The organism is Isoptericola sp. NPDC055063, assembly GCF_053608125.1.
Genome location: NZ_JBSGUW010000020.1, coordinates 1 through 24,289, shown reverse-complemented (window position 1 = coordinate 24,289; position 24,289 = coordinate 1). Strand labels below are relative to the sequence as shown.

The window sequence follows — 24,289 nt, the reverse complement described above, 5'->3', positions numbered from 1 at the left end:
CTGTTTTTGCGTACCCGTTGGGGTCTGGGAGCGGGCAGCGGTGTGGGGGGGGGGGGTGGGTGGTGTCCCCGAAGCCTGGGGGTGTGCGGGACAAACCCCGCGCTCACAACCCTCAGGCCATGTAGGTGGAGGCCATCGCCCGGTCGGGGGTGAGGCGCAGGACGACGCGCTCCGGGTCGTGCTCGAGCGGCCGGTAGCGCTTCGTGTACCGCGCGACGGCGTCCGCGACCTCCTGGGGGTCCTCGCTCACCTCGATCGTGCCCTCGAGGGTCAACCACCGCCCGCCGTCGACCTGGCACAGCGCGGCCCGGGGCCGGCCGCCGTCGGCCGTCGCCCGGCGGGCGTTCGCCACCTTGGTCGACGTGCGCCGCGCGGTGGTGCGGGCGACCCCGGCGTCCGCGTCCCAGGTGAAGGCGACGGGCACGACGTGCGGGCTCCCGTCGGCGCGGAGCGTGGTCAGGGTGGCGAGGTGGCGCTCGGTGACGAACACGAGCTGCTCGGGGTTGAGGCGGAACACGCCACGAGCCTACGGCGGCCGGCGACGGGCCACGGACCGGTCGGTCCGGTCCGGTCCGGACCCGTGGGTCAGAACCCGTCGGAGAGGATCGGCGGCACGCGGGTGCCGTGCCGGCCCTCGTCGTGCAGGGCGCGCAGCACCTCGAGCTCGTGCGGCACCACCGGGTCGGGGAGCGTCACGAACGGGAACCACCGCAGGTCGGCGACCTTGCCCGGCTCCCGGATCTCCGGGCTGCCCGACCAGCGGGTGGCGGTGAAGAAGAAGTCGACCCGCTGCTCCAGAGCCGGACCGCCGGGCTGCCCGCGGTGCATCGTCGTGACGGGCACCAGGTCGGCGGCCTCGACGACGACGCCGAGCTCCTCCCGGGCCTCCCGCACCGCCGCCTCCTGCACGGACTCCCCCGCCTCGACGTGGCCGGCCGCGGCGGCGGCCCAGTGCCCGTCCATGAAGCCCGTGCCCTGGCGCAGCTGCAGCAGCACCTGGCCCTCGCGGCGCAGGTACAGGTACGCCGCGGGCACCACCCGGAACCGGTGGTCGGCCGAGCCGTCGTCCCAGCCCGGCCCCGCTGCGTCCGCCCCGGTCACGAGAGGCACGCCGGGCCGAGGAGCGCCTTGAGGTCGCCGAACAGCGCGGGCGACTTCTCCACCCGCAGCGTGTCCGCGGCCCGCACGATCGTCCGCTTGCCCGGCTCGGCGACGCTCACGTGCACCTCCGCCGAGCCCGGGTGCGAGGCGAGCACCTCGCGCAGCCGCGCCATGACCGGCTCGACGCACCGCGTGTGGGGCACCGTCACCAGGACGGGCGCGTCGGCCACGGCGGACGTGTCCGGCAGCGAGACCTCCATGGCCTGCAGCTGCATCTGGTCGTCGCGGCGCCGTACCCGGCCGCGCAGCGTGACGACCTGGTCCTCCGCGAGGATCGTCGAGTAGGCCAGGTACGTCTCGCCGAAGAACATCACCTCGACCCCGCCCTCGAGGTCCTCGACCGTGACCGCGGCCCACGGGTTGCCGTTCTTGCTCATCTTGCGCTGCACGCTGGTGAGCAGGCCGGCGACGGTGACGGTGGACCCGTCCGGACGGCCCTCGTCGGCCATCAGGGCGGCGATCGACGTGTCCGCCGCGCGCGCGAGCACGTGCTCCAGCCCGGACAGCGGGTGGTCGGACACGTACAGGCCGAGCATCTCCCGCTCGAACGCGAGCCGCTGCTTCTTGTCCCAGTCCGGCAGGTCCGGGACGTCGACGGCGAACGTCATCGCCGCGTCCTCGTCCGCGCCACCGAAGCCGGCGAAGAGGTCGAACTGCCCCTCGGCCTCCTTGCGCTTGACGGAGATGACCGAGTCCACGGCCTGCTCGTGCACCACGAGCAGCGCGCGGCGCGGGTGCCCGAGGGAGTCGAACGCGCCCGCCTTGATGAGCGACTCGATGGTCCGCTTGTTGCAGACGACGGCCGGCACCTTGTCGAGGAAGTCCGTGAACGAGGTGAAGGCGCCCTTCTCCTCGCGCGCGGCGATGATCGCGTCCACCACGTTGGCGCCGACGTTGCGGATCGCGGTCAGGCCGAACCGGATGTCCGCGCCGACGGCGGTGAACTTGGCCGCGGAGTCGTTGACGTCGGGCGGCAGCACTGTGATGTGCATGCGACGGCACTCGCCCAGGTAGAGCGCCATCTTGTCCTTGTCGTCCCGCACGCTCTGGAGCAGGCCGGCCATGTACTCGGTCGGGTAGTTCGCTTTGAGGTAGGCCGTCCAGTAGGACACCACGCCGTACCCGGCGGAGTGCGCCTTGTTGAACGCGTACCCGGCGAACGGGACGAGCACGTCCCACACCGCCTGGATCGCCGCGTCGGAGTAGCCGCGCTCCCGGCAGCCCGCCTGGAACGGGACGAACTCCTTGTCGAGGATCTCCTTCTTCTTCTTGCCCATCGCGCGGCGCAGCAGGTCGGCCTGGCCGAGCGAGTAGCCGGCGAGGATCTGCGCGGCGCGCTGCACCTGCTCCTGGTAGACGATGAGGCCGTACGTCTCGCCGAGCACCTCCGCGAGCGGCTCCTCCAGCTCGGGGTGGATCGGCTCGATCTTCTGCATGCCGTTCTTGCGCAGCGCGTAGTTGATGTGCGAGTTCATGCCCATCGGCCCGGGCCGGTACAGGGCGATGACGGCGGAGACGTCCTCGAAGTTGTCGGGCCGCATCTGGCGCAGCAGCGAGCGCATCGCGCCGCCGTCCAGCTGGAACACGCCGAGCGTGTCGCCGCGGGCGAGCAGGTCGTAGGTGGCCTTGTCGTCGAGCTCGACCGTCTCGATCGCGACCGGGTCCTTGCCGTTCATCACGATGTTCTCGAGCGCGTCGTCGAGGATCGTGAGGTTGCGCAGCCCCAGGAAGTCCATCTTGATCAGGCCGAGGCCCTCGGACGTCGGGTAGTCGAACTGCGTGATGACCGCGCCGTCCTGCGGGCGCCGCATGATCGGGATGATGTCGATCAGCGGGTGGCTGGACATGATGACGCCCGCGGCGTGCACGCCCCACTGCCGCTTCAGGCCCTCGATGCCGCGCGCCGTCTCGACGACGCGCTGCGCCTCGGGGTCGGCGTCGTGCACGGCCCGGAACTCGGCGGCCTCGGCGTAGCGCTCGTGCTTCGGGTCGAAGATCCCGGACAGCGGGATGTCCTTGCCCATCACGGCCGGCGGCATCGCCTTGGTGAGCTTCTCCCCCATCGCGAAGGGGAAGCCGAGCACGCGGGAGCCGTCCTTGAGCGCCTGCTTCGCCTTGATCGAGCCGTAGGTGACGATCATGGCCACGCGGTCGTCGCCGTACTTCTCGGTGACGTACCGGATGACCTCGGCGCGCCGGCGCTCGTCGAAGTCCACGTCGACGTCGGGCATGGAGATGCGCTCCGGGTTGAGGAAGCGCTCGAAGATCAGGCCGTGCTTGAGCGGGTCGAGCTCCGTGATGCCCATGACGTAGGACACCATCGATCCCGCCGCCGAGCCACGGCCCGGCCCCACGCGGATGCCCTGCTCCTTGGCCCAGTTGATGAAGTCGGCCACTACGAGGAAGTACCCCGGGAAGCCCATCTGGATGATGACCTCGACCTCGTAGTTCGCCTGCTTGCGCACGTCGTCCGGGATCCCGCCCGGGTACCGGCGGTGCAGGCCGGCCTCGACCTCCTTGACGAACCAGCTGACCTCGTCCTCCCCCTCGGGCACGGGGAACCGCGGCATGTAGTTCGCCTTGGTGTCGAACGAGACGTCGCAGCGCTCGGCGATGAGCAGCGTGTTGTCGACGGCCTCCGGGTGCTCCGAGAACAGCCGCCGCATCTCCGCGCCCGACCGCACGTAGAAGGTGTCGCCGCTGAAGGCGAACCGGCTGCCGCCCTGGTCGTAGGTCGGCTCGTCGAGCGTCGACCCCGAGTTCACGGCGAGCAGCACCTCGTGGGAGTGCGCGTCCTCCTGCTTCGTGTAGTGCAGGTCGTTCGTGGCCACGAGGGGCGCGTCGATCGTCTCGGCCAGCCGCAGCAGGTCCTTCGTGACCCGGGACTCGATCTCGATCCCGTGGTCCATCAGCTCGACGAAGAAGTTCTCCTTGCCGAGGATGTCCTGGAGCTCGCCCGCGGCGCGCACCGCCTCGTCCCACTGGCCGAGCCGCAGGCGCGTCTGCACCTCGCCCGACGGGCAGCCCGAGGTGCCCATGAGCCCCTTGCCGTACGTCTCCAGCAGCTCGCGGTCCATGCGCGGCCACTTGCCCATCTGGCCGTCCAGCGACGCCAGCGAGGAGGCGCGGAAGAGGTTGTGCATCCCCTCGTTGTCCCGCGCCCACAGCGTCATGTGCGTGTAGGCGCCGCCGGCGGAGACGTCGTCGCGGCGCTGGTGCTGCTCGCCCCACAGCACCTTGGTGCGGTCGTGGCGGCTGGTGCCCGGCGTCACGTACGCCTCGACGCCGATGATCGGCTTGACGCCGTGCTTCTGCGCGGTGCTCCAGAAGTCGAAGGCGCCGAACAGGTAGCCGTGGTCCGTGATCGCGATGGCCTTCTGGCCGAGGCGCGACACCTCGCTGAACAGCTCGTTCATCCGCGCCGCGCCGTCGAGCATCGAGTACTCGGTGTGGACGTGCAGATGGACGAAGTCGTCAGTCTCGGCCGGCATGTCGACGAGTCTAGGAGGCGCCACCGACGCCCTCGGACGCACGCGCCGAGAGCCGCCTCACACCGGCGTCACCCTCGGGCAGGTCACCATCGCACGAGGAGCCGCAGCACGCGCAGGCCGTCCTCCGTGCCCGGCCAGTGCCGGCGCACGACGTCGGGGCCCGCGCTGCGCACGACGGCCCGGAGCACGAGAACGACCACGACGACGTCGTCGGCCCAGCCCAGCACGGGGATGACGTCCGGCACGACGTCGAACGGCATCGCCAGGTAGGCGAGCAGCACCGCGACCAGCGCCCGCACGCGGCGGGTGAGGGTCCGGTCCACGGCGAGGCGCTTGACCAGGCGCAGCACGTCCGGCAGCAGCCGGACCGCGCCGCGCAGCGACCCGCGGCCGGTGCGCCGGCGCACGACGAGCAGGCCGACGAGCAGCACGGCCCACAGCGCGAGCACCGCGACGACGAGCCCGAGGAGCACGTCGGCCCAGAACGGCAGGTCGCGCACCGGATGCCTACCGGTACGCCCCGCGGACGACCTCGAGCGCGTGCGCCAGGTCGTCGGGGTACTCGCTGGTGACCTCCACCCAGCGGCCGGTGAGCGGGTGCTCGAAGCCGAGCCGCATCGCGTGCAGCCACTGCCGCTCCAGCCCCACCTTGGAGGCGAGCACGGGGTCGGCGCCGTAGGTGAGGTCACCGACCAGCGGGTGTCGCACGGCCTGGAAGTGCACCCGGATCTGGTGGGTGCGCCCCGTCTCGAGGTGCACCTCGACCAGCGACGCGGACGGGAGCATCTCGAGCACCTCGTAGTGCGTCACCGAGTGCTTGCCGTCGGCGACGACGGCGAACTTGTAGTCGGCCCCGGGGTGGCGGCCGATGGGGGCGTCAATCGTGCCGGTGGTCGGCTCGGGGTGCCCCTGCGCGAGCGCGTGGTAGACCTTCTCGACCGTGCGCTCCTTGAACGCCCGCTTGAGCCCCGTGTACGCGGCCTCGCTCTTGGCGACGGCCATGAGCCCCGACGTGCCGACGTCGAGCCGGTGCACGATGCCCTGCCGCTCGGCCGCGCCCGACGTCGCGATCCGGTAGCCGGCCGCGGCGAGCGCGCCCACCACGGTGGGCCCGGTCCAGCCCGGCGACGGGTGCGCCGCGACGCCGACCGGCTTGTCGACGACGACCACGTCGTCGTCCTCGTAGGCGACGGACATGCCGGGCACGGGCTCGGCGACCACGGCGGGCGGCGCGGAGCGCGCCTCGGGGACCGTCACCTCGAGCCAGCCGCCGGCCACCACGCGGTCGGACTTGCCGACCTCGCGCCCGTCGAGCAGCACCGCGCCCGACGCCGCGAGGTCCGCCGCCTGGGTGCGCGAGAATCCGAGCATCCGTGCGAGGGCCGCGTCGACCCGCTCGCCCGCGAGCCCGTCCGGGACGGGCAGGGTACGCGTGGACACGTCAGCGCCCCTCGTCGGCGGCGTCGGACGTCGCGTCGGAGGTCGCGTCGGCGCCGGGCCTCGCGGCAGGGGGCGCGTCCACGTGCCGGCGGCCGTCCAGCCCGATCCCGCGGAACGACAGGATGACGATGAGCACCGCGGCCGCGACGATGGCGATGTCCGCCACGTTGCCGACGAAGACGCCGTAGTCGATGAAGTCGACCACGTACCCGCGCGCGAAGCCGGGCTCGCGGAAGAAGCGGTCGCCCAGGTTCCCCACCGCGCCGCCGAGCAGCAGCCCCAGCGCGACGGCCCAGCCCACGGACCCGATCCGCCGGATCGCGCGCAGGATCACGACCACCACCACGCACACCACGATGGTGAGGATCCACGTCATGCCCGACGCGATCGACAGCGCGGCGCCGTCGTTGTAGATGAGGCGAAGCTGCAGCAGCTCGCCGACCAGCGGTTTGGGCTCCCCGCCGAGCACGAGCGCGGACTCCGCCCACCACTTGGTGAGCTGGTCCACGAGCAGCACGACGGCCGCGAGGACGAAAGTCCAGGTGATGAGGCGACGACGGCGTTCGGCCGGGACGGGCGCGGTGTCCGTCCCCGGCTCGGGGGCCTTCGCCTCCGTGCCCTCGGGGGCGGCGTCGGCGGGCGCGCCCGTCGCGGGCGGCTCGGTGGCGCCGTCGCGCGGCGTGGGCTCGGGGGCCGGGGCGGAGCCGGCGGGCGTGGTCGACATCGTCGGCAAGTCTAGGCGGACGCCGCCCGTCGCAGGACCGCCGACGCCGAACTCGCGCACCCGGCCCGGAGCCCGGCCCCGAGCAGCGTCAGCGCCGCTCCTCGCGCGCCTTCGCCTCGACCGACAGCGTCGCACGGGGGAAGGCCTGGAGACGCGCCTTTCCGATCGGCAGCCCGGTGATCTCGCAGGTGGCGTACGTGCCCTTGCGGATGCGGTCGACGGCGTGCGCGGTCTGCGCCAGCAGGTCCCGCATGTTGTTGACCAGCGTGAGCTCCTGCTCGCGCTCGAGGGCGCTCGAGCCGTAGTCGGCCTGGTCGTCGCCCGCCCCGTCGCCGGAGTTGCGCAGCAGGTCGGACAGCTCCTGGTCCGCGACAGCGAGCTCACGCTCGAGCCGCTCCTTGTCCTCGAGCAGGAAGGCGGCCAGCTCCTCCACCTCGTGCAGGGTCCAGGGCTCCTCGCCCTCGCGGACCGGGAACGACTTCACGTCCCGCGCGAGGTGCGGGAAGTTCTCGCGCAGTGCGGCGCGGGTGGTGGTCGAGAGCTTGGCCATCGGTGCCCTTTCCGTGGTGCGTCGACGACGAGTCACCGCAGCGTAAGTGCGGCGAGCGGCCCGCACAACAGCACGCGCGGGGTGGCGCGTGAGTCGTGCGGGCCGCTCGGGAGAGGCGAGGACGCGGATCGGGGTGCGCGGGGTGACGGCCCCCCGCTCAGAGCTCCGAGCCGCGGCCGGCGTTGGCGTTCTGCCGCTGCGGCGGCAGGGCCGAGCCGCGGGCGTCGAGGTCGCCCAGCAGGTTCTGCAGGAAGCTCTTCAGGCGCGTGCGGTAGTCGCGCTCGAAGAGGCGCAGCTCGTCGATCTTGCGCTCGAGGAGCGAACGCTCCTGCTCGAGCTGGGACAGCGTGCGGTGGCTCGTCTCCTCCGCCTCGCGGACGATGCGCGTGCCCTCGGACTTGGCCTCCGAGATGAGGCGGTCGCCCTCCTCCTGGCCGGATCGCACGTAGTCGTCGTGCAGCTTCTGCGCCAGCTGGAGCATGCCGGTCGCGGACTCCGGCTCCGCCGGCTGCTGCTTGGCCGCCGCGGGGGCCGGCGCGGGCGCCGGCGTCGGGGCGGGGCTCGGCGTGGGCTGCGACTGCTGCGCCGCGTCCGAGCGGCTCAGCTCGGCGACGCGGTGCTCCGCCGCGGTGAGCTTGGAGCGCAGGTCGTCGTTCTCCTCCTGCACCGCCGTCAGGGTCCGCACGACCTCGTCGAGGAAGTCGTCCACCTCTTCGACGTCGTAGCCCTCGCGGAACTTGGTCGCGGCGAACTTCTTGTTCAGGATGTCTTCTGCCGTCAGCAGCGCCATCGTCTCACCTCATCGTCTTGCAGGATCGTCGGAGACCCGGGTCCCGGGCCGTCTGGGTGACCACGGTAGCGGACACGTCGGCGGGCGACTCGTCCGGGGAGACCGGGTCGTACTGCCCACACGACGTCTTCACACGTCAGCGCCGTGGCGATCGTCACCGACCCCAGGCCAGGAACAGCTGCTGAAGGATCGACGTCCCGATGAACAGGATGAGGAACGCGAGGTCCAGACGAACCTGGCCGAGCGTCAGGGGCGGGATCACCCGCCGCAGCGCCCGCAGCGGCGGGTCGGTGACCGTGTAGACGGCCTCCGCGATGACCAACATGACCCCGCGGGGCCTCCAGTCCCGCGCGAAGAACTGCACCCAGTCGAACACCAGGCGCACGACGAGGCACAACAGGAACAGGCCGAGGAGGAAGCCGATGAGGGTAAACACTGCGTTCACGGGACGAACCTACCCGAGCACGCCGCAGGGCCGGGGCGACATGCCCCGGCCCTGCGACGGACGGGTCCGTCGGCGCGTTCGGTGGGCGGCCGGCCTGTCGGCCGGCCCGAGCGGTCAGCTCTGGTTGTAGAAGGCCCCGCGGCCGGCCGGCTTCTCCGCCGGTGGCTCCTCGCCGGAGATCTCGACGTGCTCCGGCGAGAGCAGGAAGACCTTGTTGGTGACGCGCTCGATCGAGCCTCGGAGGCCGAAGATGAGGCCGGCGGAGAAGTCGACGAGACGCTTCGCGTCCGCGTCGTCCATGTCCGACAGGTTCATGATCACCGGGGTACCGCCGCGGAACGCCTCGCCGATGGTCCGCGCGTCGTTGTACGAGCGCGGGTGGATCGTCGTGATGCGCCGCAGGTCGGACGCGATCACCGACTCGCTCGCCCCGCCGCGGTGCAGCGGCGTGACCTGCGCCTGGTAGTCGTCACGGTCGCGCACCGGTGCCTCCAGCTCCTCGTACTCGTCGAGGTACTCCTCCGACTCCCCCTGGTCGTCGGCGAGCCCCAGGTACAGCATCGTCTTGCGAAGCGCTCCGCCCATCGCCCTGCTCCGTTCGTCGCCACGTCCCGCCCTCCGTCCCGGACGGTGTCACGACGTTAACCACGCCCGCAGCGGCATCGGCGCACGACACGCCGGTGTGTCGCGCCCGCGGGGCGCGTCTTCCCTGTGCCGCGTCAGGTCAGGACGACGACCCCGGCCTGCCGGCCCGTCGTCGTGCCCTGGGCCGTGGCACGGCGGTGGGAGTAGAGGTCGGTGTCGGTGAGGGTGCACCGGTCCACCCGGGACGCGTCGACCCCCCGCGCGGCCAGCTGGGCCAGCACCCCGGCGGGAAGGTCGAGCGCGGGGGTGCCCGCCGCGGTGGTCGACCACGTCTCGGGGACCACGTCGGCGACCTCGGCGCGCATCGCGGCCGGCACCTCGTAGCAGGTGCCGCAGACGGCCGGGCCGACGGCCGCCCGCACGTCCTCGAGGCGGGCGCCGCGGGCGAGCATCCCGTCGAGCACGCGGTGGACCACGCCCGCGGCGACGCCCTTGCGGCCCGCGTGCGCGACGGCGACGACGCGGGCCACCGGGTCCGCGAGCACGACCGGGACGCAGTCGGCCACGAGCACCCCGAGCGCGAGACCCGGCTCCGCGGTCACCATCGCGTCGGCCTCGCCCGCGGCCCCCGGAGGCTCGGCCGACGACCACTCCGCGAGCTCCGCGGCTCCGAGGTCGAGCACGCGGTCGCCGTGCACCTGGGCGGAGAAGGCGACCGGCGCGCCGACCCACTCCCCGAGCCGGGCGCGGTTCTCCCGCACCCGGACCGGGTCGTCGCCGGTCGACGTGCCCAGGTCGAGCGAGGACCACGGGGCGGGCGAGACCCCGCCGTGGCGCGTGGTGAAGCCCGCCACGACGCCCTCCCCGAGGTCCACCCGCAGCAACCCTGCGCCGAACTGCGCCGGCAACAACGCCTCCTGGGCCCAGCCGACCGCTCCGCTCACTCCGCGCTCACTTGAGGAAGTCGGGCACGTCGAGCTCCTCGGCGGGGCGGCGCGGCTCCTCGAACAGCCGCGGCACCTCGACCGGCCGCTCCACCGTGACGCCCTCGCCCTCGGCGTCCTCGACCACCGTGAACGGGCGGCGCGCCTCCGAGGGGCGCGTGCTCACCGGCGGGGCCGGCGGCGCGTCGAGGCTCACGGGGACGTCGTCGGGCTCCGCAGGGATCGGCCGGGGCTGGACGCTCGCCGCGGGCACCGACTGGGTGGCGGGCTGCGGCGGACGCGGCGGCGCGGTCTGCACACCGGGCGGCGGCACGGGCGCGGTCGCCGGGGAACCGTCGGCCGACACGGCCGGCTTGGCCGACGCACCGGCGATCTGGCCGAGGCCGCGACCGTCCTTGCGGGTCTGGGGCACGCCGCCGTCGAACCCGGCGGCGATGACGGTCACCCGCACCTCGTCGCCCAGCGCGTCGTCGATGACGGTCCCGAAGATGATGTTGGCCTCGGAGTGCGCGGCCTCCTGCACCAGGCGGGCGGCCTCGTGCACCTCGAAGAGGCCGATGTCGCTGCCGCCCTGGATCGACAGCAGGACGCCGTGGGCGCCGTCGATGGAGGCCTCGAGCAGCGGCGAGGAGATCGCGAGCTCGGCGGCCTGCACGGCGCGGTCCTCGCCCCTCGCCGAGCCGATGCCCATCAGCGCGGAGCCCGCCCCCTGCATCACGGACTTCACGTCCGCGAAGTCGAGGTTGATCAGGCCGGGGGTCGTGATGAGGTCGGTGATGCCCTGGACGCCGGAGTGCAGCACCTGGTCGGCGGAGTGGAACGCCGCGATCGCGGAGACGTTCCGGTCCGACATCGACAGCAGCCGGTCGTTCGGGATGACGATGAGGGTGTCGACCTCCTCGCGGAGCGTCTCGATCCCCTGCTCGGCCTGCACGGACCGGCGACGGCCCTCGAAGGTGAACGGCCGCGTGACGACGCCCACGGTCAGCGCGCCGAGCGAGCGCGCGATGCGCGCTACCACGGGAGCGCCACCGGTGCCGGTGCCGCCGCCCTCGCCCGCCGTCACGAAGACCATGTCGGCGCCCCGCAGGACGTCCTCGATCTCCTCGGCGTGGTCCTCGGCCGCCTTCTTGCCGACCTCGGGGTCGGCGCCGGCGCCGAGACCGCGCGTGAGCTCACGACCGACGTCGAGCTTGACGTCGGCGTCCGACATCAGCAGCGCCTGTGCGTCGGTGTTGATGGCGATGAACTCGACACCCTTGAGCCCGACCTCGATCATGCGGTTCACGGCGTTCACGCCGCCACCGCCGATACCGACCACCTTGATCACTGCCAGGTAGTTCTGCGGAGTTGCCACGTCGTTGCCTCTCGGGTCGTTCCTTGTCCCCGACGTCCGGTTCTCGCTCCCCCTCGTCGACCCCGCGGGTCTAACCTTAAGGTTCGAGTTGAGGGTTAGAGTTATGTCAGGTTGCTGCTGCGATCGACGGTAGGCGTCGCGTCGGGCCCGGCGCCGGACGTGGACCGGCGTGTCGCGCGCGCCCGGTGCTTGCGCCCGACGCGGCCGCCGCTCACCGGGTCACCGGCAGCTCGGGCGACGACACGTCGATGGTGCGCGCGCCGTCGTCGAGCTTGCGCACCGTGCGCACCGCCTCGACCTTGAGGGCCAGCCTCGAGCTCCCGCCCCACACCACCGTCGTGCCGTCGTCGAGCACCGTCGTGACGGCGTCCTGGGTGTCCGCGCCGACCTGCTCCACCTGCTTCGCCAGCCCCGGCGGCAGCGCGGCGAGCACGTGCAGCGCCGCCTGGAGCGCCAGCGCGTCGTCCAGCGGCACGTCCACCTGCGGCAGGCCCTTCGGCGCGGAGCCGCGGGTCGCCACGCGGACGCCCGAGGAGTCCAGCAGGGCGAGGCCGTCGCCGTCGGGCACCGCCGCCACCGGGACGCGGGGCGTCACCTCGACCGCGAGCCCGTGCGGCCACGACCGCGCGATGCGCACGTCCTTGACGCCGCGCAGGCGCAGCACCTGCTCGCGCAGCGACACCGTGTCGAGCCGCGGCAGGGGCGTGCCGTCCGGCGCCTCGACGATCTCGCGGACCGCGGCCTCGTCGACGTACTGGTCCACCCCCGAGACCGAGACCTGCGCCTTCTCCAGCGCCAGCACCGGGGACCACAGGGCCGCCACACCGAGGCCCACCACCAGCGCCACCGCGAGCACCCACGCGAGCACGCGGCGCCACGCGCGGTGCCGCCGCATCGCCGTGCGCTCGGCGAGCCGGTCCGCCATCGCGGTCGACACGCGCGGCGGGACCTCCACCCCGGCCGGGACGACCGCGGTCGCCGCGGTCCGGACCTGCTCGACACGCGCGGTGCCGCGGGAGTCGGTGCGGGGGGCGCGGCTCGGGCGGGCCGCCGGGGTGCCCGTGGGGGCGGTGGCCGGGGCCGGGCGCGACGTCGCCGTGCGCGTCGCGCCCGTCGCGGGACGCTGGTCCGTGCTCGGGCGCGGTCGGGCTGGCGGTCGCATCACCCCATGGTCTCGTCGCGGGGACCGGCGGCGGGCGACGCCACGCCGGAGCCGCGCGCGGCGAGGTCCGCGAGGATCACGGGGCCGAGCTCGGTCACGTCGCCGGCGCCCACCGTCAGCACCAGGTCGCCCGGACGGGCGAGCGCGGAGACGACGTGCGCCGCCTCGAGGCGGTCCTCGACGGCGCGCACTCCCCCGCCGGTGGCCGTGCGGTCCAGCAGGTCCGTGATCGTCCGCGGGCCGACCGCCGGGTCGACGTCCTCGCGCGCCCGGTAGACACCCGTGACGACGACCTCGTCGGCGAGCGCGAGGGCGGCGGCGAACCGGTCCGCGAAGATCCGCGTGCGCGAGTACAGGTGCGGCTGGAAGAGAACGACGATGCGCCCCTGCCCCGCCACCGGCCGCGCGGCCCGCAGCAGCGCGGCCACCTCGGTCGGGTGGTGGTCGTAGCTGTCGAAGACCCGGACGCCGTCGGCCTCGCCCTTGGGCTCGAAGCGCCGCCCGGTGCCGACGAACGTCCCCGCTCCCTCGACCGCCGCCGCGGGGTCGGCCCCGAGCAGCACCGCCGTGACGACGGCGGCCGTCGCGTTGAGGGCGTTGTGCGCGCCGGGGAGGGCGAGCCGCAGCTCGTGCGGTTCCTCGCCCAGCGGGCCTCCGGACACGACCGCGGACACGGTGCCCGCGCCGACGACGACGTCGCGCACGCGCACGTCCGCGTCCCGCGCCTCCCCGTAGGTGACGACGGCCCGGCCGGCCGCCCGGTGGGCGGCTGCGAGCGCCGCCGACCCGGCGTCGTCCGCGCACGCCACGAGGGTGCCACCGACCACGATCCGGTCCGCGAACTCCACGAAGGCGCGCTCGAACGCCTCCTGCGACCCGTAGTGGTCGAGGTGGTCGGGCTCCACGTTGGTCACCACGGCCACGAAGGGCGCGTAGTTGAGGAACGAGCCGTCGGACTCGTCCGCCTCCGCCACCAGCACGTCCGAGGTGCCCAGGTGCCCGCCGGGCACGGCGCCCTCGTGACCGTCGGCGTCACGGACCCGCACCGTGCCGCCGATGGCGAACGAGGCGTCCACGCCGCAGGCGCGCAGCACGGTCGCCACCATGGCCGAGGTCGTGGTCTTGCCGTGCGCGCCCGCGACGGCCACCGCGCGGCGGTCCAGCATCAGCGAGGCGAGCGCCTGCGAGCGGTGCAGCACCTGGACGCCGGCCGCGCGCGCGGCCGCCAGCTCCGGGTTGGTCTCCCGCACGGCCGAGGACACGACGAGCGTGTCCACCAGCGGGGCTCCGTCCGGGCCCACGACGTGCGCCGCGTCGTGGCCGACCCACACCCGCACGCCGTCGGCGCGCAGCGCCTCGAGGGCCGGTCCGGCGGCAGCGTCCGAGCCCTGCACGTCCACCCCGCGGGCGGCCAGCAGCCGGGCGACGACGGAGACGCCCGCCCCGCCCACGCCCACGAGGTGCACGCGGCCGAGCGACCCGACCGGCGCGACGTCGGCCGCGGCGCTCATGCCCGGGCCTCAGCGCCGGCGGCGACGGCCTCGGCCACGAGGTCCGCGACGCGCGCGGCGCCGTCGCGCACGCCGGTCGCGCGGGCCGCGGCTGCCATCGACTCGAGCCGGGCGTGGTCGCCGAGCAGCGCGGGAACGTGCTGGGCGACCCAGGCGGGCGTGAGGTCGGCGTCGTCGACCAGGACGCCGCCGCCCGCCTCGACCAGCGGCGCGGCGTTGAGGCGCTGCTCGCCGTTGCCGATGGGCAGCGGCACGTAGACCGCCGGCACGCCGAGCGCGGCCAGCTCGCACACGGTGCCCGCGCCCGAGCGCGCGACGACGAGGTCGGCGACGGCCAGCGCGAGCTGCATCTCGGACAGGTACTCGCGCACCTGGTAGCGCCCGGCCTCGTGACCGCCCGCGGCCGTGGCGGCCTCGACGGCGGTGCGGACCGGGCCGTCCTTGCCCTTGCCGGTCAGGTGCAGCACCTGGACGCCCGCGCGCAGCAGGGCGTCCGCCGCGCCCGCCAGCGCGGCGTTCACCGAGGCGGCGCCGGAGGAGCCGCCCGTGACGACGAGCGTCGGGAGGGCCGGGTCGAGCCCGAGCGCGTCGGCGGCCTCCACCCGCGCGCCGACCGGGTCCGCCTCGCGACGGGCGACGAGCTCCGCGATCTCCGCGCGCAGCGGCAGGCCCACGACCTGCGCGCCGGGCAGCGGGGTGCCGGGGAACGTCGCGCCGATGCGGGCCGCCCAGCGGGCGCCGAGCTTGTTGGCCAGGCCCGCGCGCGCGTTCTGCTCGTGGATGACCACCGGGACGCCCTTGCGCCGGGCCGCGAGGTAGGCCGGCGTCGAGACGTACCCGCCGAAGCCGACGACCGCCTGGGCGCCGATCTCGTCGATCGCCGCCTCGGCCGCCTTCACGGCGGCGCTGAGCCGGCCGGGCAGCTTCAGCAGGTCCACGCTCGGGCGCCGCGGCAGCGGCACGCGCGGGATCGGCCACAGCCGGTAGCCGCGCTCCGGGACGAGATCGGCCTCGAGCCCCGACGTGGTGCCGAGGGCGAGGATCCTGGCCTCCGGCTCGCGGGCGCGGAGCTCGTCCGCGACGGCGAGGAGGGGGTTGACGTGGCCGGCGGTGCCGCCCCCGGCGAGGACGACGGACGTGACTGCAGAGCTCTTCACACGCAGGACCCTATCGGCCGGAGCGGTCCTCCCGGCCCTGCCCTCCCCCGCGGCGCCCGCGCCGCGAGAGCACGGCGACGGACCTGCGCACCACGCTGCGGCGCGCGGCGAGGGCCTCCGCGGCGCCGGGCTCGCTGCGCGCGAAGCTGATCACCATGCCGAGGGCCACCATCGTGGTGATCAGCGCCGACCCGCCGGCCGAGACGAGCGGCAGCGGGACGCCGATCACGGGCAGCACCGCCGTGACCACGCCGATGTTGACGAACGCCTGGCCGACCACCCAGCAGCCCACGGCCGCCGTGGTGATCTTCACGAACGGGTCCGGGTGCCGGCGCACGACCCGCGCCATCGCGACGCCGAGGACGGCGAACAGCGCGAGCACCAGCAGGGTGCCGAGCAGGCCGAGCTCCTCGCCGATCACGGAGTAGATGAAGTCGTTGTGCGCCTCGGGCAGGTACTTCCACTTCTCGCGGCTGGCGCCGAGCCCGACGCCGAACAGTCCACCGGTCGCGAGCCCGTACAGCCCGTGGATCGACTGGTAGCACTCGCTCGCGGCGTCGCAGGTGGAGCCGTAGGTCGCGAGGATGCGGGTGAGGCGGTCGGAGCTGTTCTGGTTGACGATGAACGCCCAGCCCACCACGAGCGCCGCGCCCACCCCGCCGACGGCGAGCATCGAGGCCGGGGCACCCGAGACCCAGTACGCGCCCAGGCCGAGAAGCGCGATGATGAGCGCCGTGCCGAGGTCGTTGCCCATCATGACGAGCCCGAGGACGGCCCCGAGGCCGATCACGCCGGGCACCAGCGCCTGGGTCCAGCTGCCCAGCAGGCGCTGCTTGCGGCCCAGCACCGCGCCCAGCCACACGGCCATGGCGAGCTTGGCGAGCTCGGACGGCTGGATCTTCACGGGACCCAGGGGCAGCCAGTTCTGGTTGCCGTTCACCGCGTGCCCGAAGACCACCACGGCGCCCAGCAACGCGATGGCGACGATCAGCGCCGGCCAGGCGAACCGCTTGTACCAGCGCACGGGCAGCCGGGTGGCGAGGAGCATGAGCGGCAGCCCGATGAGGGCGTAGCGCGCCTGCACGACGAACGCCGCGTACGGCGAGCTCCCGGCGGCGATGGACGTCACCGTCGAGCTGGAGAGCACCATGACGAGGCCGATGACGAGCAGCAGCCCGGTGGCGCCGACCAGCAGGTAGTAGCTGGTGACGGTGGAGTTCCACTGCCCGAGCCAGGGCCGCTCGGCGGTGCGCCTCGACGCCCCCTTCGACGGCCCGGGGGCCCGACCCTTCGACGGCCGGCCCGCGGACCCGCGGGGTCCGCGCCGGGTGCCCGTCGTGACCGCCATCCCGACACCCCTCGCTCGTGTTGCGACGGCTGCCTGCCGCCTACAGCTCCGCCACGGCCGTGGCGAACGCCTCCCCCCGCTGGGCGTAGGAGGCGAACTGGTCCTGCGACGCGCCCGCCGGCGCCAGCAGCACGGTGTCGCCCGGCCGGGCCAGGTCCCGTGCCGCCGCGACCGCGCGACGCATCACGGAGCCAGTGTCGCCGGGATCCACCACGACGACGGGGACCTCGGGGGCGTGTCGGGCCAGCGCGCCCCGGATCGGCTCCGGGTCGACGCCGATCACCACGGCGGCGCGCAACCGGTCCGCGCGGCCGGTGACGAGGGAGTCGAACGACGCCCCCTTGGCGAGCCCACCGGCCACCCAGACCACGGTGCCCGCCGGGAAGCCCGCGAGCGAGGCGGCCGCGGCGTGCGCGTTCGTCGCCTTGGAGTCGTCCACCCAGGCGACGCCGTCGAGCTCCCGCACCCGGGCGATGCGGTGCGCGCCCGGTCGGAAGGCGCGCAGGCCGTCCCGCACGGCGGCGGGCGCGACGCCGTGGGCGCGGGCGAGCGCGGCCGCGGCCAGCGCGTTCGCGACGACGTGCGCGGGCACCGCGCTCCCCGCGGGGCCGGGAGCGAGGTGCGCCAGGTCGGCGAGCGTGCCCAGCTCGGCGGCGGTGCGCTGCCGGTCGCGGGCGCCGGGCGCCGTGTGGAAGGCGCGGTCGACGAGCACGTCCTCCACGACGCCGAGCTGCCCCGGGCCGGGGGCGCCGAGCGTGAACCCGACGGCGAGCGCGCCCTCGGTCACGTCGGCCTCGCGCACGAGCTCCTCGGTGCACGGGTCCGCCACGTTGTACACGCAGGCGCGCTGCGCCCGCGCGTAGATCCTCCCCTTGTCCGCGGCATAGGCCTCGAGCGTGCCGTGCCAGTCGAGGTGGTCGGCCTCGACGTTGAGCACCGCGGCCGCCTCGAACGACGTGCTGAGCGTGTGGTGCAGCTGGAAGCTGGAGAGCTCCACGGCCAGCACGTCGAAGGACGGGTCCTGCGCCGCCTCGACGACGGGCGTCCCCACGTTCCCGACCGCGGCGGCGCGCAGACCGGCCGCGGTGAGGATCGACGCGAGCATCTCGACGGTCGTCGTCTTGCCGTTGGTGCCCGTGACGGCGAGCCAGGGCGCGGGCCCACGCCGCTCCCCCGACGCCGGCGCACGGTCGACGCGCAGCCTCCAGGCGAGCTCCACCTCGCTCCAGACCGGGACTCCCGCGGCACGTGCCGCCGCCAGCAGGGGCGCGCGCGGCGCCCATCCCGGCGACGTGACGACGAGGTCCGCCTCCGCGACCAGCCGCGCGGCGGTCGCCGGGTCGTCGGCGTCGTGCACGTCGGCGTCCTCGGCCCGGCCGTCCACGGTGACGACCGAGGCCGCCCGGCCCGCGAGGGCCTCGACGACCGCCCGGCCGGTGACGCCGAGACCCGCCACGACGACGCGCGCGCCCTCCGGCAGCGTCCCCGGCGCGGGCTCGGTCACGTGGCCACCCACTCGGCGTAGAAGACGCCCATGCCGAGCGCGGCGAACAGCCCGGCGATGAGCCAGAACCGGATGACGATCGTGACCTCGCCCCATCCGGACAGCTCGAAGTGGTGGTGCAGCGGCGCCATCTTGAACACGCGCCGGCCGGTCATCTTGAAGAAGCCGATCTGGATGACGTCCGACATGACGATGACGACGAACATCCCGCCGATGATCGCGGCGAGGATCTCCGTGCGCGACAGGATCGAGATGCCGGCCAGCGCACCGCCCAGGGCGAGGGAGCCGGTGTCGCCCATGAAGATCTTCGCGGGGCTGGCGTTCCACCACAGGAAGCCGATGCAGGCGCCCGCGACCGCCGCGGCGACGATCGCGAGGTCCTGCGGGTCGCGCACCTCGTAGCAGCGGGGCCCGGCGGCTGCGAGCCGCTGGCACGACTGGTTGAGCTGCCAGATGCACACGAGGACGTACGCGCCGAAGACGATGATCGAGACGCCGGTGGCCAGTCCGTCCAGGCCGTCGGTGAGGTTCACCGCGTTGGACCAGGCGGTGATGAGGAAGTTCGCCCAGATCACGAAGAGGATCAGGCCGACCGTCACGCCCGCGAACGCCAGGTCGAGGTTGGTGTCCCGCAGGAAGGAGATCCGCGTGGACGCGGGCGTGCGGGCGTTGGCGTTGGGGAACTGCAGCGCGAGGACCGCGAAGCTGATCCCGACGAAGCCCTGGCCGATGATCTTCGCCTTCGGCGTCAGGCCCAGCGACCGCTGCTTGCGGATCTTCGTGAAGTCGTCGAGGAAGCCCACCACCCCGAGGCCGGTCATCAGGTAGAGGCACAGCAGCGCCGACGCGCTCGGCGGCCGACCGGCGACCAGCATCGACACCGCCACGCCGACCAGGGCCGCCGCGATGATGACGACGCCGCCCATCGTCGGGGTGCCGCGCTTGGTGAAGTGCGCCGTCGGCCCGTCCTGGCGGACGAACTGGCCGTAGTTGCGGTGGATGAGGAACCGGATGAACAGGGGGGTCCCGAACAGCGCGACGAGGCCGGAGACGCCGGCCGAGACCAGGATCGCGATCACGGGGCGACCTCCACGGCCGGTGCGCCCGCCGCCGGGCCGCCCGCGGCGAGCTCGTCGCCGAGCTCCCACAGCCCGGACCCGAGGGAGGACTTCACGAGGACGACGTCGCCCGGCTCGAGCGCCTCGGCGAGCACCGCGCGCGCGGCGTCGAGGTCAGGCACGAAGACCGACTCCTCTCCCCAGGACCCCTCCTGCAGGGCCCCCTCGTGGATGTGGTACGCCCCGTCGCCGACGACGACCAGGAGCTTGACGTTCAATCGCACCACGAGGCGGCCGATCGCGTCGTGCGCGGCGCGCGAGCCGTCGCCCAGCTCGAGCATCTCGCCCAGCACGGCGACCGACCGGCGCGTGCGGCCGGCCATGACGGCGAGGGCGCGCAGCGCGGCGCGCATCGAGTCCGGGTTGGCGTTGTAGGCGTCGTCCACGACGGTCACGCCGTCGGGGCGCTCGGTGACGGCCATCCGGTGCGGGCTGACGGGCGTCGCGCGCGACAGCCCCGTGGCGACGGTCTCCACCGTGCCCCCGAGCGCGAGGACGACGGCGGCCGCGGCGAGCGCGTTGCTCACGTGGTGGGCGCCGACGAGCCGCAGCTCGACCGGGGCCGCGCCCGCTCCTGCGGCGTCTCCCCCGACCACGAGGCTGAACCGGGCCCGGCCGGAGCCCCCGACCTCGACGTCCACGGCGCGCACGTCGGCCGACGAGATGGTGCCGAAGGTGGTCACGGTGTGCTCCGGCGTCGCGAGGGACGCCATCGCGGCCACCCGCTGGTCGTCGGCGTTGAGCACGACGGTGCCCCCGGGCACGACGCCCGAGACCATCTCGGACTTGGTGGCCGCGATCGCCTCGACCGAGCCGAACTTGCCCACGTGGGCGACGCCGACGGCGAGCACGACGCCGACGTCGGGCGGCGCGATCCGCGTGAGGTAGGCGATGTTGCCGGGGCCGTCCGCGCCCATCTCCAGCACGAGGAACCGGGTGGCAGCGGTGACCCGCAGGACGGTCAGCGGCAGGCCGACCTCGTTGTTGAACGAGCCGGTCGGCACGACGAGCGCCTCGGCGGGCGAGACGCCGTCCGGCAGCAGATCGGCCAGGAGCTGGCCCAGCAGGTCCTTGGTGGTCGTCTTGCCCACGGAGCCCGTGACCGCCACGACCTTGAGGTCACCGGCGGCGCGCACGTGCGCCAGGACGGCGCGCGCGAGCTCGCCGAGCGCGGCCTGCACGTCGTCGACGACGACCGTCGGGACGCCCTCGAGCTCGCGGGCGGCCAGCACGAGCGTGGCGCCTGCCTCGACCGCGCCGCGGGCGAAGTCGTGCCCGTCGACCCGCTCGCCGGGCAGCGCGACGAACAGGCTCCCGGGGCCGACGCGGCGGGAGTCCACCTCGACGGGCCCGGTCACCGGCGTGCCGGCGGCGGCGTGCAGCCGTCCCCCGGTCGCCTCGGCGACGTCGGCGGCGGTCAGCGCGATCATGCGGTCGTCCTCTCGTGCCGCCGCTGCAGCGCGCGGCGGGCCTCTTCCCGGTCGTCGAGCTCGAGGTCGACGCCCGCGACCTCCTGGATGGTCTCGTGGCCGCGCCCGGCGACCAGGACGGTGTCGTCGGCGCCCGCGTCGAGGACGGCGGCCTCGATCGCGGCCGCGCGCGGCGCGACCTCGGTCACCACGACGTCGCGTCCCGCGGCGCCGGCGGCGTCCGCGGCCGCGCGGGCGCCCTCGAGCACCACGGCGCGCACCGCGGCCGGGTCCTCGCCGTGCGGGTCGTCGTCGGTCACGACGACGACGTCCGCGCCGGCCGCGGCGGCCGCGCCCATGGCGGGCCGCTTGCCCTTGTCCCGGTCGCCGGTCGCGCCGAAGACGACGACCAGCCGGCCGGCCGTGGTCGGGCGCAGCGCCGCGAGCGCGAGCTCGAGGGCCTCCGTGTTGTGCGCGAAGTCCACGACGACGCGCGGGTGCCCGCCCGTGCCGGCCCCGACGACCTCCATGCGGCCGGGCACCACGGCGGACAAGCCGTCCGCGGCGGCGAGCGCCTCGGCGACGTCCTCGACGTGCGCGCCGCCCTCGAGCACCATCGCGACGGCCAGCGCGGCGTTCGCCACGTTGAAGTCGCCGGGCAGCGAGGTCGACGTGCGCAGGGAGCGCCCGTCGGCGTGCGTGAGCGTGAAGGCCGAGCCGGTGCCGCGCGGGGCGACGTCGGAGACGGTCCAGTCCGCGGCGGCCTCGCCGTCGCGCGCCGCCCGGGTGCGCAGGGTCGCGACGGGCACCTCCGCGGCCTCCGCCATCTTCTCGCCCCACACGTCGTCGACCACGACGACGCCGCGGCGTGCGTGGTCGGGCGTGAACAGCGACGCCTTGGCCGCGAAGTAGGACGGCAGGTCGCCGTGGAAGTCCAGGTGGTCCTGGCTGAGGTTGGTGAACCCGACGACGCCGAACTCGATGCCGTCCACGCGGTGCATGGACAGCGAGTGCGAGGAGACCTCCATCGCCAGCGTGCGCACCTCGTCCTCGCACATGGCGGCGAGCAGCGCCTGCAGGTCGGCGGCCTCGGGGGTGGTCAGGCGGCTCGGGAGCACACGGTCCCCCGCGCGCATCTCGACCGTGCCGATCAGGCCGCCCGTCCAGCCCAGGGCGCGCAGGAGGTGGTCCACCTGGTAGGTGGTGGTGGTCTTGCCGTTCGTGCCGGTCACGCCGAAGGTCATGAGGCGCTCGGCCGGCGCGCCGTAGACCCACGCCGCGACGGGGCCGAGGACGGCGCGGGGGTCGCCGGCGACGAGGACGGGCACCGCGGGGTCGAGCGCGTCGGGCCCGGCGGCGAGGGCGGCGGCCCCGGCCGCGTCGGTGAGCACGGCGCGGGCGCCGCGCGACACCGCGTCCGCGGCGAACCGCGCGCCGTGCGCGTGGGCTCCCGGGAGCGCGACGAACAGGTCGCCGCCTGCGACGACGCGGTTGTCGGACGCGACCGAGGTGACGACGACGTCGGCGGGGACCTGCGGCCGGGGTCCCCCGGCCGGGCCTGCCGGCGTCGTCACCTCGAGCCCGAAGGTCAGGGCGAGGTCCCGCACCCGTCGGGGCGTCGTGCCCGCGGGCCGGATACGGGGAAGCGGGGATGTCACGGAGAAGAACCTACCGTCTGCTCGCTGCCCGCCCGGCACGGGACGTGCCGGGCATGACGTCCGTCACGACCGCCCCGCACGCCCTGGTCACCGGGCCCGCGGGCCTCACCAGGTGAGGTCGTAGGGGTCGGACGGCTTCGTGCTCGGGGGCACGTCCATCTTCTGCAGGGTGTAGCCCATGAGCTCGCTGAACACCGGCGCGGCCACCACGCCGCCGTAGATCGACGACTGCGGGCTGCGCAGGAAGACCGAGACCGTGTAGCGGGGGTCCTCGGCCGGCGCGACGCCGATGAACGACGCCATGTAGGTGGTGCCGCCGCCGGGCAGCCACATCTGGGCGGTGCCCGTCTTGCCCGCGACGCGGTAGCCGGGCACGCGCGCGTTGGCGGCGGTGCCCTCCTCCCCGGTGACGGACTCCATCATGCGCATGAGGGAGCTCGCCGTCTTCTCCGAGACGACCCTCGTCTTCTGCGGCGCCGCCGCGGGAATGAACGTGCCGTCGGGCGCCGTGGTCCCGGCGTACAGGCTGGGCTCCACGCGCACCCCTCCGTTCGCGACCGTGGAGAAGACCTGGGTGGCCTGCATGGCGTTCACGGCCACGCCCTGGCCGAACAGGATCGAGTACGGGGTGCGGGCGTCGTGCGCGAAGCTCTGCTCGCTCGGCAGGATGCCGGCCGACTCCCCCGGCAGCCCCAGACCGGTCTGCTGGCCGAAGCCGAACTTGCGCAGGTAGTCGTATCGGACCTGCTCGGGGATCTTCTCGCCGATCTGCACCGTGCCCGTGTTCGAGGAGTGCGCCAGCACTCCCGCCAGCGTCAGCCGCTGCACGGGGTGGTCGTGGGAGTCCTTGAACGTCTCCCCGTTGGGGACCGTGTAGCGGTACGGCACGGTGAATTGGCTGTCGGGCTTCCAGTAGCCGCCCTCGAGCGCCGCGGCCATCGTGATGACCTTGCCCGTCGACCCGGGCTCGAAGACGTCCTTCACGGCGCGCGAGCCGTTCGCGACCGCCGACGTCGACCGGTCGTTCGGGTCCACGTCGCCCGAGTCCGCCACCGCGAGCACGGTGCCGTCGCGCACGTCCTGCACGACGGCGATGCCGTACTTCGCGCCCGACGACGACACCGCGCCGTCGATGAGATCCTCGGCCTTCCACTGCACGTCGGAGTCGATGGTGAGCCGGACGTCGCTGCCCGGCACCGCCGGGGTCGAGTCCTGCTGGGAGTTCGGGATCTGGACGCCGTCGCGGCCGCGCTCGAACGTGACCTTGCCGTCCGTGCCCGCGAGCACGTCCTCGTAGGCGCGCTCCAGCCCACCCTGGCCCACCTGGTCGCGGTCGACGTAGCCGACCAGCGTGCCGGCGACGACGCCCGCCGGGTACGTGCGGCGCGACGTGAGGTCGGTGGTGATGTAGGCCTGCAGCTGCAGCTTCGCGATCGCGCGCTGCATCTCCGGGACGGCGTTCCGCTTGAGGATCACGTACCGGTCGTCGCCGTTGAGCTTCGCGGCGAGCTGCGCCGGCTGCTCGTCGAGGACGGGCGCCAGGAGCTGCGCGATGCCGAGCGCGCCGTCCTGCACCGCCTTCCCCGTGGCCGAGTCCACGCGCTGCCCGCCGCGGAAGCCCTGGATCGCCTTGGTGTCGGCGGCGATCGTGTAGCGGTCCACGGACGTCGCGAGCACGCGCCCGTTCGCGTCGACGATGTCGCCGCGGTGCGCGACCTCCACGGTGCTCGTGGTCCGCTGCCGCTGGGCGTCCGCCGCGAGCGCCGGGCCCTGGATGATCTGCACCTGGACGAGCCGCCCGACGAACACGGTCAGGACGAGCGCCGCCAGGACCATGATCCAGCGCTGCCGGCGGCTCGGGTCGCCCGGGCCGCCCCGCGGCGCCGACCCGGCGCGCGGGCGCGGCGGCGTGCCCCCACCGCGCGCGGGGGTGCG

21 protein-coding genes are annotated in these 24,289 nt (G+C 74.2%); all 21 read right to left on the bottom strand.

Features of this window, described 5'->3' with window-relative positions:
* Positions 1-112: 112 nt before the first annotated feature.
* Positions 113-517 (bottom strand): pyridoxamine 5'-phosphate oxidase family protein, encoded by a 405-nt coding sequence (locus ACWF41_RS20120; RefSeq protein WP_380325538.1) that lies wholly within the window; start codon positions 515-517, stop codon positions 113-115.
* Between the two features lie 68 nt (positions 518-585).
* Positions 586-1,101, bottom strand: coding sequence for an NUDIX hydrolase (locus ACWF41_RS20115; protein WP_380325562.1), 516 nt, complete (start codon positions 1,099-1,101; stop codon positions 586-588).
* Positions 1,098-4,652 (bottom strand): DNA polymerase III subunit alpha, encoded by a 3,555-nt coding sequence (dnaE, locus tag ACWF41_RS20110; RefSeq protein WP_380325541.1) that lies wholly within the window; start codon positions 4,650-4,652, stop codon positions 1,098-1,100. Before dnaE ends, ACWF41_RS20115 begins: the two co-directional genes overlap by 4 nt.
* An 83-nt stretch (positions 4,653-4,735) precedes the next feature.
* Entirely contained in the window at positions 4,736-5,152 is a 417-nt protein-coding gene (locus ACWF41_RS20105) for a YkvA family protein (RefSeq protein WP_380325544.1), read from the bottom strand.
* A gap of 7 nt (positions 5,153-5,159) precedes the next feature.
* Positions 5,160-6,092 (bottom strand): RluA family pseudouridine synthase, encoded by a 933-nt coding sequence (locus ACWF41_RS20100; RefSeq protein ID WP_380325547.1) that lies wholly within the window; start codon positions 6,090-6,092, stop codon positions 5,160-5,162.
* A 1-nt stretch (position 6,093) separates the two neighbouring features.
* Entirely contained in the window at positions 6,094-6,816 is a 723-nt protein-coding gene (locus ACWF41_RS20095) for a signal peptidase II (protein ID WP_380325550.1), read from the bottom strand.
* Positions 6,817-6,904: 88 nt separating this feature from the next.
* Complete coding sequence (locus ACWF41_RS20090; protein ID WP_380325553.1) at positions 6,905-7,366, bottom strand: TraR/DksA family transcriptional regulator; 462 nt, start codon at positions 7,364-7,366, stop codon at positions 6,905-6,907.
* Positions 7,367-7,523: 157 nt separating this feature from the next.
* Positions 7,524-8,156, bottom strand: coding sequence for a DivIVA domain-containing protein (locus ACWF41_RS20085; RefSeq protein WP_380325556.1), 633 nt, complete (start codon positions 8,154-8,156; stop codon positions 7,524-7,526).
* Positions 8,157-8,310: 154 nt separating this feature from the next.
* A complete protein-coding gene (locus tag ACWF41_RS20080; RefSeq protein WP_380325559.1) occupies positions 8,311-8,601 on the bottom strand; it encodes a YggT family protein in 291 nt (96 codons plus the stop codon).
* Between the two features lie 114 nt (positions 8,602-8,715).
* Positions 8,716-9,186 (bottom strand): cell division protein SepF, encoded by a 471-nt coding sequence (locus ACWF41_RS20075; protein WP_380319498.1) that lies wholly within the window; start codon positions 9,184-9,186, stop codon positions 8,716-8,718.
* 134 nt (positions 9,187-9,320) lie between these two features.
* Positions 9,321-10,130 (bottom strand): peptidoglycan editing factor PgeF, encoded by an 810-nt coding sequence (gene pgeF / locus ACWF41_RS20070; RefSeq protein ID WP_380319501.1) that lies wholly within the window; start codon positions 10,128-10,130, stop codon positions 9,321-9,323.
* A 7-nt stretch (positions 10,131-10,137) separates the two neighbouring features.
* Positions 10,138-11,487 (bottom strand): cell division protein FtsZ, encoded by a 1,350-nt coding sequence (gene ftsZ, locus ACWF41_RS20065; RefSeq protein ID WP_380319504.1) that lies wholly within the window; start codon positions 11,485-11,487, stop codon positions 10,138-10,140.
* Between the two features lie 211 nt (positions 11,488-11,698).
* Positions 11,699-12,649: a cell division protein FtsQ/DivIB gene (locus ACWF41_RS20060; protein ID WP_380319507.1), complete on the bottom strand. Its 951-nt coding sequence runs from the start codon at positions 12,647-12,649 to the stop codon at positions 11,699-11,701.
* Positions 12,649-14,160, bottom strand: a complete 1,512-nt coding sequence (gene murC, locus ACWF41_RS20055) for a UDP-N-acetylmuramate--L-alanine ligase (RefSeq protein WP_380319510.1) — start codon at positions 14,158-14,160, stop codon at positions 12,649-12,651. The genes ACWF41_RS20060 and murC overlap by 1 nt, the downstream gene beginning before the upstream one ends.
* Positions 14,157-15,323: an undecaprenyldiphospho-muramoylpentapeptide beta-N-acetylglucosaminyltransferase gene (murG, locus tag ACWF41_RS20050; RefSeq protein WP_380319557.1), complete on the bottom strand. Its 1,167-nt coding sequence runs from the start codon at positions 15,321-15,323 to the stop codon at positions 14,157-14,159. Before murG ends, murC begins: the two co-directional genes overlap by 4 nt.
* Positions 15,324-15,327: 4 nt before the next feature.
* Positions 15,328-16,665 (bottom strand): putative lipid II flippase FtsW, encoded by a 1,338-nt coding sequence (gene ftsW, locus ACWF41_RS20045; RefSeq protein ID WP_380319513.1) that lies wholly within the window; start codon positions 16,663-16,665, stop codon positions 15,328-15,330.
* Between the two features lie 40 nt (positions 16,666-16,705).
* Entirely contained in the window at positions 16,706-18,265 is a 1,560-nt protein-coding gene (gene murD, locus ACWF41_RS20040; protein WP_380319516.1) for a UDP-N-acetylmuramoyl-L-alanine--D-glutamate ligase, read from the bottom strand.
* On the bottom strand, positions 18,166-19,248 hold the full coding sequence (gene mraY, locus ACWF41_RS20035; protein WP_380319519.1) for a phospho-N-acetylmuramoyl-pentapeptide-transferase: 1,083 nt from the start codon (positions 19,246-19,248) through the stop codon (positions 18,166-18,168). Before mraY ends, murD begins: the two co-directional genes overlap by 100 nt.
* Positions 19,245-20,717, bottom strand: coding sequence for a UDP-N-acetylmuramoyl-tripeptide--D-alanyl-D-alanine ligase (locus tag ACWF41_RS20030; RefSeq protein ID WP_380319522.1), 1,473 nt, complete (start codon positions 20,715-20,717; stop codon positions 19,245-19,247). The genes mraY and ACWF41_RS20030 overlap by 4 nt, the downstream gene beginning before the upstream one ends.
* Positions 20,714-22,354: a UDP-N-acetylmuramoyl-L-alanyl-D-glutamate--2,6-diaminopimelate ligase gene (locus ACWF41_RS20025; RefSeq protein ID WP_380319525.1), complete on the bottom strand. Its 1,641-nt coding sequence runs from the start codon at positions 22,352-22,354 to the stop codon at positions 20,714-20,716. The genes ACWF41_RS20030 and ACWF41_RS20025 overlap by 4 nt, the downstream gene beginning before the upstream one ends.
* A 105-nt stretch (positions 22,355-22,459) precedes the next feature.
* Positions 22,460-24,289: peptidoglycan D,D-transpeptidase FtsI family protein (locus ACWF41_RS20020; protein WP_452183133.1), on the bottom strand; the 1,830-nt coding region annotated here is incomplete at its 5' end.